Here is a 13650-nt window from a genome sequence, read left to right on the forward strand (position 1 = left end):
ATATATACAATGCATCATTCGCTCATAAAGTATATCTTCAAAAGCACAGAATGATATAATAAGTTCAGGAGGAAGAATTTAATGACAAAACAAAATCCTTGGATTTTTTTAAATGAAAAAGAAAAGAATAATATCTTAGAATTTGCCCAAAAATACAAGCAATTTTTAAGCACAGTTAAAACTGAACGAGAAGCTACCGACTATGCTATACAAAAAGCAAAAGAAAAAGGATTTATTAATTCTTATGAAAAGCAAAAACTTAAATCTGGAGACAAAATTTTTTATACGTGTCGTAATAAAAATGTTGCTCTTGCATTTATTGGAAAGGAACCTATTGAAAATGGAATGAATTTCATAGTATCACATACGGATTCACCAAGACTTGACGCCAAACCATCACCAATTACTGAAGAAAATGAATTAGCACTGATGAAAACAAATTATTACGGTGGAATTAAAAAATACCAATGGCTTTCTCTTCCTCTATCAATACGTGGCATAGTATTTTTGCAGAACGGAGAAAAAGTAAAGATTAACATCGGTGACGATAAAAACGATCCAGTGTTTGTAATTCCTGATATCTTGCCACATCTTAACATAAAGGTACAAAGAGACAAAAAAACTGAAGATATTATTGAAGGCGAAAATTTAAAACTTATAATCGGAAGCCTGCCCATTGAAACTCATACAAAAGAAAAAGTAAAATTTGCCACTCTTAAACTAATAAAGGAAAAATACAAAATAGATGAAGAAGACTTCATCTCAGCAGAAATAGAAATAGTTCCAGCAGGAGACGCAAAAGACGTAGGACTTGACAGGGCATTAATTGGTGCTTATGGTCAAGACGACAGAGTGTGTGTTTATACTTCACTAGAATCTATATTAAACTTAGAAGAGATTCCAAACAAAACTGCCATATGTTTTTTAGTAGACAAGGAAGAAATTGGCTCAACTGGTTCAACTGGACTGCAATCAAGATATCTTGAATATTTTGTATCAGATATGTTATTCAAACTTGAACAAAATAAATATAATAATCTCTTTGTTCAAAAAGTATTATGGAACTCTAAAAGTATATCTGCTGATGTTTGCGGTGCAATAAATCCCCTATTTAAATCAGTTCACGATGAACAAAATGCACCTAAATTGGGATATGGAATACCTATAATAAAATATACAGGCCATGGGGGCAAAATAATGGCTAGTGACGCTGATGCAGAACTTGTTTCTTACATTAGAAATTTACTAAATAAAAATAATATAGCGTGGCAAATAGCCACACTTGGAAAAGTAGATGAGGGCGGCGGAGGCACTGTCGCAAAATTCTTAGCACATTATGGCATAAGAACGATCGATATGGGTCCTGGTATCATTAGCATGCATTCACCATTCGAAATAACTTCTAAATTTGATGTATACACTTCTTATATGGCTTATAAAGCATTCTTTAGGGGATTATAAATATGGATAATAAAAAGCCAAATAAAACGTCAAAACATATCTTAGAATGCTTTGGGGGAATTGCAAACATTAAACAAGTAGTTAAAGATTTGACTAGGATAAAAATACTAGTTGACAGTAATTCTTTAGTGAAGCGAGCAAATTTAACAAATGATAAAAATATCATAGGTGCAATTAAGTCAAATGAACTTACAGAAGTTGTAATGAATTCTGAAATAATTGATGACGTTTATAAGGATATCATGTACATGTTAAATGAAAAAAATTAAAAGGACCCGTTCGGGTCCTAATAAATTCTAGTAAATTTTAGAACCTTTAATATAATCAATAATAATCTCAGGCTTCAATTCTTTATTTAAAATCTTATATACTATATGTGCTAAGCTATGCTCATGCGCATCATTACCTAATGATTTAAAAAGCAATGAAACTTCCTTAGCAGCAACAACTCCCTCTGGCAAATAACCAATCTTATGAATATTGTTTATCAGATCATCTATATCTACTAAATTTTTTAATATATCCTTACTAACAATTTCACGTCCAAATCGCCTATTCCTTCCAAAAATACTCCTACATGTAACATCCAAATCTCCAGAACCAGCCAAAAATAAAAATGTTTCAGCATCGCAAGCACCCAATTTAAATGCAATATTTTTCATATCACTTAAAGCAATTGAAAATAAAAAAGACTCTGTATTATTTCCTATTAAATTTGAATTTACAATTCTACATTCATCTAAAATTCCAAATGCAATTGCAAATATATTTTTCAAAGCTGCTGCTATCTGAACACCAAGAATATCCTCGCTATAAAACATAGCAATAGACGTATTACTAAATAAATTAATAAATTCAGAAGCATTTGCTCTACTTTTACTAGCAGCCACAAGTCCTGTAATGACTCCAAGTCCAACCTCTTCAGCATGACTTGGTCCTGCAATATAGGTAATTTCATCTTTGTAGCCATCTAAAACACTCTCAACAACCTCGACAATCGTAGATGGTTTGCCTTCAATTGTTATAAAACCCTTTGTAAGTATTGCTAATTTGAACCTTTTAGTAGAATGCATACCTTTTAATTCTCTTAAAATATTCAAAGTATAAAGTGAAGGTGTTGCAAGAAAAACATAATCAGACTGATTTATAACCTCAAACAAATCAGAACTTGCAACCAAATTATCTGGTAGTTTAATATCTTTTAAATACTTGAAATTTTCATGAGCATTATTAATGCTATCTCTAACATCTCCTTCAAAGGACCATATTAAAACATTGTCCTTAAATTTACTTGCTAAAACTCTGGCAACAGCTGTTCCCCAGGCTCCTGCTCCCACTATAGCTATTTTCATATGAATACCTCCTTTACAACACGAATTTATAATAATTCATATTTCATAGTATCATCTAGGTAAACTCTAATCTTATCATTCTCTTTAAATTTTTTTGAAATCAAATCATTAATAAGCAAACTTCCAATTTCTTTAACCAAAATTTTACGCACACTTTTAATACCAAGTCCATTTTTATAAGTCTTATTCTTAAAATAATCGATAATATTCTCTTCAAAAAAAAGATTAACCTTTTCATTTTTTAGGATTTAATAAAATAATTCATCTCTTCAATAATAACCTTTTCAAAATCACTCTCACCTATAGGTCTAAAGAAAAAAATATGATCTACAAGCTCTAAAAACTGATTAGAAAAACGCTTTTCTAGTAAACTCCTACCATTTGCTGCTTCATTTTTAAATCCAATACTATCAAGCTCTCTACATTCTATGTTAACATCTATTATTATGATACTATCTGATAAGCTTATACTTCTACCAAAACTGTCAAAAAGTCGGCCGGTATTAAATCCTTCAAAAAAAAAATCTATAACTCTCTTAGAAGATTTATCAAAATCAGATAGAAAAATAATTGAACTTGAAGCTCTACTCAAAAATTTAAAAAATTTGGTGGACTCATCATAAGATTCACCATATACAGGTCCTATTAGTCTATTAATACCATCAAAATCACCATATTCACTCATACCTAAAGTCAATTTAGATATCTTAAGTTCTTCTGATAAAATACACGCAATTTTATTTTTATCTATATCAGAAGAACCAATAAAAATGAAAATACCAAGAGTATTATTCTGTAAGAGAAATTTAATACTTAAAAGTTTAATGTTTAAGAGCAAATCAGATAGAATACCCTCATCTATCATAATGTTTTTTCTTAAACTATTCTCTAAACTAATTAATAAATTATTGTCATAATTATCAAAAGTAAAAATATTAGTGCCAATCATAGATTTAACAAAATTCTTAATATCATCCCCCGTTATAACTTTCCTCTTGCCCTCAAACTTAAACTTAGAGCCAATACCATCCAATAAATCAAAAGCTTTATCAGGGAGAAATTTGTCTTTAATGCGCTTAGACATAGTAATTGCTGTCCATATGGCCTCATCTGTGTATTCCACATTATGATGATTCTCATATCGCTCTTTAGCTCCTTTTAAAATCAAATAAGTATCCTCAAAACTTGGCTCTTTAAGCTCTATGCTATGAAATCTTCTTATCAAAGCTTTATCTTTTAAAAAAAATTTTTGGTATTCATATTTGGTAGTAGCACCAATAAACTTTACTTTGCCTAAAGTTAATATAGGCTTTAACAAATTCGAAACATCTATACTACTAAAAGACGTAGCACCAGCCCCAACTATCATGTGGATTTCATCTATAAAAAGAATTACTTTTTTTTTAAAAAATAAGAAATCTAAAAGTTTATTTACTCTGTCTTCAAGATCACCCCTATACCGAGTCCCAGATATAAGTCTTCCAATATCAAGTGAATAAACCTCATATCCCACCAATTCTCGCGGAACTTGGTGCATCTTGATCATATAAGCAAGTCCTTGAAGCAATATCGTCTTGCCAACCCCAGGTTCACCAAAGACAATTGGATTACTCTTATATTTACGCAACATAACTTGAATTAATTTACATAATTCGTACTTTCGACCAATCAAAGGATTTTTATCTAAATTTGGATCTAGGCTATCAATAACATTAACTAAAAAATCTTCAACCAAATTACTATTATCTAATGATTCATCATTCTGATCTAATTTAAAATAATCTTCTTCAAAAATACTTGAACCTCCATCCATACCTACTTCCATATCTAAAGACTCACTTGTAAGCAATCTTTTATTTTCAAAAGAGCTTAAATCTAAATCTGAACCTAAGTAATCATAAACTTCAATTATCTTGTCAAAGACAGTTAAATTAAAACCTGACTTTAATAAAGCACCTAAGATTGTATTTTGCCTTTTCCTAACTAATACCCATAGCAAATCTTTCTCTTGCAATTTACACGGTTTCTTATAACAAAAAATTGTATTGATTATTTCTTGATATAAATCATTCATCTTCAAAATATAATCGGAAGTATCAGAATCCCGTAAAGGCAACTGTTTAAAAAATGATTCCAAAATTTTATCAAAAGTATAAAAATCAAGTGTGCATAAGCTAAGCAACTCTCTGATTTTTTCGTTACTAATTAAACTGTGAAAAATATGCTCTTCAGTAAAAACAAGATGCTTATGTTTCATGTATAACAAAAATGATTTAAAAAATAAATTATTTAAAGCTCTCCTGTCATACATGAAATACCAACTATAAAATAATTCTCATAACCTTTTTCTTACCAATTCTAAGCTCAACCTCACCATTGATAAAAGCATCCTTGTCAAGATAATAGTCTTGCCCTTTTACCCTTACTCTATCTACATAAACCCCACTAGAATTAATAAGTCGTCGGGCTTCTGACTTGCTAGGTACAACTTTTGAAAGAAGCATTAAATCCACTAATAAAATACCTCCTTCTAAATCAGTTGGCTCCAATTTAAAGAAAGGCACACAAGTTCTATCACCTTCACCTCCTTTAAATGCCACCTTGGCCCCTGCAGCTGCCTTTAAAGCTGCATCTTTCCCATGAACAATCTTTGTTATTTCAAACGCCAAAATCTCTTTTGCATCATTGAGCAAATGCCCTTGAACACTTGCAATACGTTCTATCTCATCATCTTCCAAAAAAGTAAATAAATATAAAAAGTTCCTGACATCCAAATCTGGAACATTTCTAAAATATTGATAAAAATCATAAACACTGTAAAGTCTGGAATCGAGATAACTGCACCCTTCTCTGATTTGCCCATCTTTTTACCATCGCTCCTTGTAATAAGAGGTAATGTAAGTCCAAATACCTCTGTTCCTGATTTTTTTCTAACCAAATCAACCCCTGAGACAATGTTTCCCCATTGATCATCACCACCGATTTGAAGTTTACAATTCTTCATTTGATTTAACATATAAAAATCATATGATTGCAAAAGTTGATAATTAAACTCAATAAACGAAAGACCCTCCTTTACCCTTCTCTTATATGTTTCAAAACTTAACATACGATTAACAGAAAAATAGATACCAATATCTCTTAAAAACTCAATATAATTAATATCATTAATCCACTCTGCATTATCAAGAATATATCCATAACTAAAATCTATTATTTTAACCAACTGTTCTCTTATTGCCTTAACATTCTCCTCTACATCCTCTTTTGACAGAATCTTTCTCATTGTATCCTTGCCTGAAGGATCCCCTATCTTTGTAGTACCACCACCAATTAAAGCAATCGGAATATGACCTTGCCTTTGAAGATGTACCATTGCCATAAAGGGAATTAAATGTCCAATATGCAAAGAAGTAGAAGTAGCATCAACGCCAACATAAAAAGTTATCTTTTCCCTATCCATCAATGTGCTTAAGGATTCAAAATTTGTACATTGCTTTAAAAATCCCCTCTTCTGTAAAATGCCCAAGGCAATATTCATGTATTTACAACTCCCTTATAATTTAACATTTCAGTTCTAATATATGAATACAAATCATCAATAGGAATCCTAATTTGAGTCATAGCATCTCTATCTCTTAAAGTAACCGTTTTATCTTTAACAGTATCATAATCTATTGTTACACAATAAGGAGTGCCAATCTCATCTTGACGTCTGTAACGCTTGCCTATTGTGCCATTCTCATCATAAAACATATAGAAATCATCGCTAAACTGCATGAATATTTTCCTAGCAATCTCGGGTAATCCATCTTTCTTGACAAGAGGTAATATTGCCGCCTTATAAGGAGAAAGTTTAGGATGTAAACGTAGAACTATACGCTTATCCCCTCCTTCAAGCTCTTCACAAGAATAGGCATCACATAAAGTCATTAAAACACTTCTTGTAAGTCCAAGAGATGTTTCAATAACATATGGAACATACTTCTCACCGCTTATTAAGTCATGATACTCAAATAATTTAGGTTTACCACAAAATTTAGCATGCTGAGACAAATCATAATCACCCCTATTATGAATTCCTTCAATTTCTTGAAAACCAAATGGAAATTTATATTCAATATCAACTGCGGCTTTTGCATAATGCGCAAGTTCATTCTCATCATGTTCTTTAAATTTAAGATTATCAACTTTTATTCCAAGAGTTTCAATAAAAAAATTCATCCTTTTTTGCTTCCAATAATAATACCAATCATTCATCTGTAAGGGGTGCACAAAAAATTGCATTTCCATCTGTTCAAATTCGCAAGTCCTAAATATAAAATTTTTTGCTACTATTTCATTTCTAAATGCCTTACCAACCTGAGCTATTCCAAAAGGAACTTTAAGTCTTGTGGAATCCAACACATTACGAAAATTAACAAAAATACCTTGAGCAGTCTCTGGCCTTAAATAAACTTCACTAGCACTATCTTCAACAGCTCCAATACTAGTCTTAAACATTAAATTAAAACTTCTAGGTGTTGTCAATGTACCTACAGAATTACAATTAAGACAACCCTTAGATAAATCAATAGAATCTGTTCTAAATCTACTCTTACAGTTTTTGCAATCAACCAACAAATCTAAAAAATTATCAACATGCCCTGAGGCAGTCCAAACTTCAGGCCTCATTAAAATAGAACTATCTAAACCTACTACACTTTCATGCAAGTAAACCATATTTTTCCACCATTCTTTTTCTATATTCTTCTTAAGCTCAATGCCCAAAGGTCCATAATCCCACACACCTGAAAGTCCCCCATAAATCTCTGAAGATTGAAATACAAAACCTTTCCTCTTAGCAAGCGAAATAATATCTTCTATTCTAATCATATTAAACACCTTACAAACTTATTTATCATACATATTTTTCAAAAATTGCTGCGCTAAATTTATTCTATCAAAAACCTTAACCTTACCAAGTAACTGCAAAGAATCAAAAAGAGGGGGTGACACCTTACTCCCAAGAGCTGCAATTCTAATGGGCAAAAGCACTTCTCCTACTTTTAAGTTATTCGCTTTAGCAAAATCATAAAAAATTTTTTCATTCTCATGCAACATCCTTGTCTCGAATCCTTCTAACACTGGTTTAATTTTTTCTAAAAGTAAATAGATATCACCTGCTGTTTTTTTCTTATCCAAAAATTCATTTAAGTTCCAAGTTTTAATATCCTCATAAAAAAACTTAAGCATAGCTACAGCTTCGCTAAGTTTTCTAATTCTTGGTTTTATTAGGGGAATTAAAAGCATTAATTTCTGCTCATCATAAGAACTAATATCCCCTTTAATGTAGCCTGCCTTTTGCAAGAATGGAATTAAAAGCTTGGCTAATTCATCATCCCTCTTAGCCCTGATATAATGGCTATTAAAAAAATCTAATTTATTATAGTCAAAAATCGCATGAGATTTATTAATTCTCTTAATAGAAAATAATCTCTGAAGTTCATTTTTTGTAAAAAATTCACTTTTATCATCATAAGACCAACCAAGCAAGGTAATATAATTAATAATAGCTTCCGGCAGATATCCATCATCAATAAATTGTTTTAAAGCCGTAGCACCATGTCTCTTGCTGAGCTTCTGCCCATCACTTCCCATTACCATCGGAAGATGACAATAAACAGGGGGATCCCATCCAAAAGCATTATAAAGAAGCACATGCAAAGGCCCTGAGGAAACCCATTCTTGAGCTCTTAATACATGTGAAACTTCCATTAAATGATCATCAATAACATTTGCAAGGTGATAAGTTGGCAGTCCATCCGATTTAAGAATAATAGGATCAGGATTAATATCCTTATTTGCCCATGTAACTTTGTCAAGTAAGATATCATTAAAACAAGTCTCCCCATCAAGAGGTATCTTAAACCTAATAACAGGCTTGATTCCTAAATTTAAAGCTACTGAAATCTCATTTTCACTCAAATTTCTGCAATGTCTATCATAACCTGTGGCCATCTTATTAACAGCTTGAATTTTTCTAATCCTCTCTAGTCTCTCAGGTGTACAATAACAATAATAAGCATTCCCCAACTCAATTAACTTTTTAGCATATTTCTGATATATTTCTGTTCTTTGTGACTGAACATACGGTGCATAAGGACCGCCACAAGTAGGTCCTTCATCAAAATCAATACCAAGCCAATTTAAGCTTTGATAGAGATCCTCTTCTGCTTCTTTAAAATATCTAGTCTAATCCGTATCTTCTATTCTAAGCAAAAATTTACCGCCACAAGACCGGGCAAAAAAATAATTAAATAAAGCTGTTCTAATGCCTCCAATATGCTGTAGACCAGTAGGAGAAGGCGCATACCTAACTCTTATATTCAAAAATATAACCCCTCTAATAAAAAATATCTTTTTTTGAAATATCATAAATGTAGTAAAACACTACAAAAAATAAGTTTGTATTTAGTAACCTTGTGTGCTTAACATTAAGCCGGTTTCTATATTTAAAATATTTATCTCTAATCTTAAGTCTATTATCTTCAACAAAGCGATACTCTAGATTCGATTTTTTTAAAATATAATAGAAATAAATTGTAAAAATCGAATCTCTTTTTAAAAAATACTTTTCTAAAAATTTTACTTCGTTATATAAGTTTTCATCTCCTCTATTGGCAATATCATTAAGTGCCACACAATATCTTATCCATTTATTTTTACTATCCCCATGATTCACAATCAAATCAGAAGCTTTTTCTTTTTCTCTAAAACTAATACATATAGAATAAAGTTCTATAATTGTCTTATTACTCATTTTAGTATCTTTCAAATAAAAATAAATCTCATTAAGACTTTTCTTATCTTGTTTAATTAAAATTATCTTCAAAAGAATAGAAATATCAAATACATTTTTAAGCGTCTTGCGGATCATCTTAAGCTTTAAAAAAGTATAAGTATCTTCTATACCATTAAATATAAAATATAATCTTGAATATAGAAACCTATAATAAATAAAATTAAAAATAAATACAAATATAATAAAAAATAAAATAATATAGAAATTTAAAACAATAAATTCTAAAAAATTCGAAAATTTTAAAATTTCTAATAAATACAAAAAGTATAAAAAAACGCCCAAAAATATGATATTAAAGATCAAAAGTATTCTATCAATCATCAAAAATCTCTTATAATAAAGTTTAATTTTGAATTGGTATATATACGTTTAATATATACATGTAGTATTATACTATAATAGATATACAATTAATAAAATAAATAATACTACATGCTTATTATTAAGTCTGAAGTCAAGGAGGAAAATGCAAAATTTTGATAATCTAAATAAAGATATAAAAAATTTTTCATACGTAATAGACAAAGACTTCCTAGTATGGCCCGTAAACTCACTTCTACAATCTGCAAATTTTGATCTCATTGAAAAATGGGGACTTACAAATGAACTCAAAAAAGAACAAACCTTTTTCAATGAGATGTTAACACAAGAAACAAATAAATTTATCCAAGTAGAATACGATGAAGAATCAATTGCTCACTACCATATACTAATAAGCAACCTAGAAGAAATATATGAAACTTGCAAAAAGAACAAAAAAATTTATTACCAGGATGTTCTACCAACTGTCAAAAAGGTAATGGAATTTTACAAAAAAAATCAACAAACATTTATTAAATACACAAAACTACCTAAGCTTTTATCTGACTATCATATTGTCCATTCAATAAACACCGCAATACTAACCGTAGCACTTGGACATGAAATGAACTTAAACAACCATAAAACGGTTGAACTTTGTACAACAGCACTTCTGCACAAAATCGGTTTCCTATTTATTCCTTTGCAGATAAGTGAAAAAAAAGAAAAATTAAGCGATGAAGAATTTGAAGTAATAAAGAAATATCCAATCCTTAGCCACAAAATAATCTCAAGTACTAATTTCTCACATTCTATTTGTTTGGCAATACTAACTCACAAAGAAAATTTAGATGGATCAGGATATCCTAACAAACTTAAAAGTGAAAAGATAAATATTGAAGCCAATATAATAGGTGCGACTAGCTCATACAGTGCAATACTCTTAGATCGAACATACAAAGGGGCCTTAAACTCTGGGGCATCTCTTATTGAGCTTATAAAAGATGCTGATAAGAAATTTGATAAAAGAGTTTTAAAATTGATAATTAAAGTACTATCTCAATGCCCCATAGGTTTTATTGTTGAACTTAACGATAATTCAATTGCTAAAATCATGAAAACTAATATAATGAACATTAATGTTCCATATGTAAAATACATAATAAAAGATGGTAAAATTATACCTCCTAGCGAAGAACAAACTTATGTCAAGTCTATACCTAACACAGCAACAGGAATAAAAAAAATATTAAGACAAGATGAAATAGAATTCATATTAAATAAATATGGATTAAAAGAAATATAAAATAGGAGCAAAATATGATTTTAATAACATCGGCAATGAATGAAGAGGCAATAGAAATAAACAAAATTATAGAAAACAAAGAAGAAATCATATTAGATGATTACTCGGGTGAAAAAAAAATTTATAGAGGAAAAATCGCAAACCATGAAGTCATATCTTTAACCACTGGTATTGGTAAAGTAAATGCTGCTATGTGGAATAGCTATATTATATCAAGATATAAAATCAGTCTTATAATCAATTCAGGAACCGCAGGTGGAATTAGTGAATTCGCAAATCTTAAAATAAAAGATATCATAGTATCATCACAAACAGCATTTCATGATTTTAATTTAACTAAATTTGGACATAAAATAGGACAAATACCAGGTTTTCCACAAAAATTTAACGCAGATGAAACTTTATTGACAAAAATTGTCAATATCATAAAAGATAACCTTCAAAATGTTAATGTTCATATTGGCCTAATACTGACAGGTGATCAATTTATTGAAAATGATAAACAACTAGAAAACATAAGAAACAATTTTACAGATGCTTTAGCCGTAGAAATGGAGAGTGCCGCTATTGCCCAAGTAGCATATACATTTAAAATACCTTTTATAATTACTCGTTCTATATCTGATCTACCAAGCATCAAAGACAACCACATAGACTTCAATACATTCTTACAAGATGCCTCAATAAATTCAGCCAAAATGGTAAAAGAACTCATTAAACTCATATAATATAAAGGTAATAAATATGCTCAATAATAATCTAACATCAACATCTGAAGCTGTATCAGAAGGACATCCTGATAAAATAGCGGATCAAATCTCTGATGCTATACTTGATGAAATACTCAAAAGAGATAAAACGGCAAAGGTAGCATGTGAAACCTTAGTAGCGCAAAACTTAATAATAATAGCAGGAGAAATAACCAGCAAGGCAAAAAAAGATATAGACCTAAAGGAAATTGCAAAACAAACAATTAAAAATATTGGATACACAAATATCGAGTATGGGCTTGATTATAAATCTGCCACAATAATTGATACTACTGGTACTCAATCAATTGACATTACAAATGCAGTTGAGAAAAAAAATACAAATAATATAGGGGCGGGTGATCAAGGAATAATCTTTGGTTATGCATGCAATGAAACTGACAATTTTTTACCCATTGCATACGAATTATCTAACTTGATTCTGCAAAAAGCTAGCAAGCTCAGAAAATCAGGGGAACTTCAATGGTTACGACCCGATGCGAAATCCCAAGTCACCATTGAATATGACTCTAATAAAAACCCTCTTAAAGTCAATACCATTGTTGTATCTCATCAACATGACCCTGGTATATCTCAAGAATTCCTAAAGCAAACAATTATTGAAAAAATTATTAAACCTACTCTTAAGAGCAAATCAATGCTTGAACAAGATATTAAATACTATATTAATCCCTCAGGTAACTTTGTAATTGGGGGGCCGGCTGGGGACACAGGTCTTACAGGAAGAAAAATAATTGCTGACAGCTATGGTGGATTTGCAAGGCATGGTGGTGGAGCTTATAGTGGCAAAGATGCTACTAAGGTAGACAGATCAGCTGCTTACATGGCAAGATACATTGCTAAAAATATGGTAGCTGCAGGAATTTCTAAAGAATTTGAAATGCAACTTGCATATGCCATTGGAATCCCTGAGCCAATATCTATTAAGATAACTACAGGGATAAATGACAATGAGTATGAAAAAAAAATATTAAACTTTATTCTCAATAACTTTGATCTAACTCCCAATGGAATAATTAAAAAATTAAAGTTAAGAGACCCCATTTACTCAAAGACATGTACATACGGGCATTTTGGAAAAAATGAATTGGAATGGGAAAAATTAGATTTTGTAGATAAAATAAAAAAGGAGTTTAAGCATGCATAAAATACCAAGCTTTACAATTGATCACACAAAATTAAGACCTGGAATATATATTTCAAGGAAAGATACATTTGATCATGTAACACTTACTACTGTGGATATTAGGATGAAAGCCCCTGGCAAAGAACCAGTAATTAATAATGCAGAAATACATACAATTGAACATATAGGAGCATCGCTTTTGAGAAATAATAAGGTCTGGGGCGATAAAGTATTGTATTTTGGACCAATGGGATGCAGAACTGGATTTTATTTAATTCTTGTTGGAAATTATGATAGCAAAGATCTCATTGATTTAATATCATGGGTTTTTCATGAACTTGAAAATTTCCAAGGAGATGTCATAGGAGCAACTGAAAAAGAATGTGGTAATTACCAAGATCACAATCTAACCATGGCAAAATATGAATCTAATAATTATTTAAAAATACTAGCAAACATAAAAGAAGAAAACTTAATATATCCTTAAACCT

The 13650-nt window shown here is 30.4% G+C and carries 9 protein-coding genes and 3 pseudogenes; 6 read left to right on the plus strand and 6 right to left on the minus strand.

Annotated elements, in window-relative coordinates:
* Positions 1 to 81 precede the first annotated feature (81 nt).
* Both ACWUD1_RS01815 and ACWUD1_RS01820 read left to right on the plus strand, forming a co-directional pair.
* The gene (locus ACWUD1_RS01815; RefSeq protein ID WP_472756830.1) at positions 82 to 1461 is read left to right on the plus strand and encodes an aminopeptidase; all 1380 of its coding nucleotides are present in this window, start codon (positions 82 to 84) and stop codon (positions 1459 to 1461) included.
* A 2-nt stretch (positions 1462 to 1463) separates the two neighbouring features.
* Positions 1464 to 1730: a PTS sugar transporter subunit IIB gene (locus ACWUD1_RS01820; RefSeq protein ID WP_472756831.1), complete on the plus strand. Its 267-nt coding sequence runs from the start codon at positions 1464 to 1466 to the stop codon at positions 1728 to 1730.
* Positions 1731 to 1757: 27 nt separating this feature from the next.
* Here the strand turns inward: ACWUD1_RS01820 and ACWUD1_RS01825 are convergent, their stop codons facing one another.
* The 6 genes and pseudogenes from ACWUD1_RS01825 to ACWUD1_RS01850 form a co-directional block, all read right to left on the minus strand.
* Complete coding sequence (locus ACWUD1_RS01825) at positions 1758 to 2813, minus strand: NAD(P)H-dependent glycerol-3-phosphate dehydrogenase (RefSeq protein ID WP_472756832.1); 1056 nt, start codon at positions 2811 to 2813, stop codon at positions 1758 to 1760.
* A 26-nt stretch (positions 2814 to 2839) separates the two neighbouring features.
* Positions 2840 to 5124, minus strand: a pseudogene (locus ACWUD1_RS01830) (AAA family ATPase).
* Positions 5125 to 5134: 10 nt separating this feature from the next.
* A pseudogene (tyrS, locus tag ACWUD1_RS01835) lies at positions 5135 to 6354 on the minus strand (tyrosine--tRNA ligase).
* A complete protein-coding gene (locus ACWUD1_RS01840) occupies positions 6351 to 7688 on the minus strand; it encodes a glycine--tRNA ligase (RefSeq protein ID WP_472756833.1) in 1338 nt (445 codons plus the stop codon). The pseudogene tyrS and the gene ACWUD1_RS01840 overlap by 4 nt, the downstream one beginning before the upstream one ends.
* A gap of 18 nt (positions 7689 to 7706) precedes the next feature.
* Positions 7707 to 9230 (minus strand): annotated as a pseudogene (gene gltX, locus ACWUD1_RS01845) (glutamate--tRNA ligase).
* Positions 9199 to 9978, minus strand: a complete 780-nt coding sequence (locus ACWUD1_RS01850; protein ID WP_472756834.1) for a hypothetical protein — start codon at positions 9976 to 9978, stop codon at positions 9199 to 9201. Before ACWUD1_RS01850 ends, gltX begins: the two are co-directional and overlap by 32 nt.
* A 145-nt stretch (positions 9979 to 10123) precedes the next feature.
* Here ACWUD1_RS01850 and ACWUD1_RS01855 point away from each other — a divergent pair, with 145 nt between their 5' ends.
* Genes ACWUD1_RS01855 through ACWUD1_RS01870 form a run of 4 tightly spaced genes read left to right on the plus strand, consistent with a single transcriptional unit; the run spans position 10124 to position 13646 of the window.
* A complete protein-coding gene (locus tag ACWUD1_RS01855) occupies positions 10124 to 11263 on the plus strand; it encodes an HD-GYP domain-containing protein (RefSeq protein ID WP_472756835.1) in 1140 nt (379 codons plus the stop codon).
* A 14-nt stretch (positions 11264 to 11277) separates the two neighbouring features.
* Positions 11278 to 11991 (plus strand): 5'-methylthioadenosine/adenosylhomocysteine nucleosidase, encoded by a 714-nt coding sequence (locus ACWUD1_RS01860; protein WP_472756836.1) that lies wholly within the window; start codon positions 11278 to 11280, stop codon positions 11989 to 11991.
* A gap of 16 nt (positions 11992 to 12007) precedes the next feature.
* On the plus strand, positions 12008 to 13180 hold the full coding sequence (gene metK, locus ACWUD1_RS01865) for a methionine adenosyltransferase (RefSeq protein ID WP_472756837.1): 1173 nt from the start codon (positions 12008 to 12010) through the stop codon (positions 13178 to 13180).
* Positions 13173 to 13646, plus strand: a complete 474-nt coding sequence (locus ACWUD1_RS01870; protein WP_472756838.1) for an S-ribosylhomocysteine lyase — start codon at positions 13173 to 13175, stop codon at positions 13644 to 13646. Before metK ends, ACWUD1_RS01870 begins: the two co-directional genes overlap by 8 nt.
* Positions 13647 to 13650: the final 4 nt, after the last annotated feature.

The sequence above is a fragment of the Borrelia tillae genome, assembly GCF_055693965.1.

Coding starts and splice junctions, on each gene's coding strand:
- ACWUD1_RS01815 (WP_472756830.1), top strand. CDS start 82: ATGACAAAACAAAATCCTTGGATTTTTTTAAATGAAAAAGAAAAGAAT.
- ACWUD1_RS01820 (WP_472756831.1), top strand. CDS start 1,464: ATGGATAATAAAAAGCCAAATAAAACGTCAAAACATATCTTAGAATGC.
- ACWUD1_RS01825 (WP_472756832.1), bottom strand. CDS start 2,813: ATGAAAATAGCTATAGTGGGAGCAGGAGCCTGGGGAACAGCTGTTGCC.
- ACWUD1_RS01840 (WP_472756833.1), bottom strand. CDS start 7,688: ATGATTAGAATAGAAGATATTATTTCGCTTGCTAAGAGGAAAGGTTTT.
- ACWUD1_RS01850 (WP_472756834.1), bottom strand. CDS start 9,978: ATGATTGATAGAATACTTTTGATCTTTAATATCATATTTTTGGGCGTT.
- ACWUD1_RS01855 (WP_472756835.1), top strand. CDS start 10,124: ATGCAAAATTTTGATAATCTAAATAAAGATATAAAAAATTTTTCATAC.
- ACWUD1_RS01860 (WP_472756836.1), top strand. CDS start 11,278: ATGATTTTAATAACATCGGCAATGAATGAAGAGGCAATAGAAATAAAC.
- metK (WP_472756837.1), top strand. CDS start 12,008: ATGCTCAATAATAATCTAACATCAACATCTGAAGCTGTATCAGAAGGA.
- ACWUD1_RS01870 (WP_472756838.1), top strand. CDS start 13,173: ATGCATAAAATACCAAGCTTTACAATTGATCACACAAAATTAAGACCT.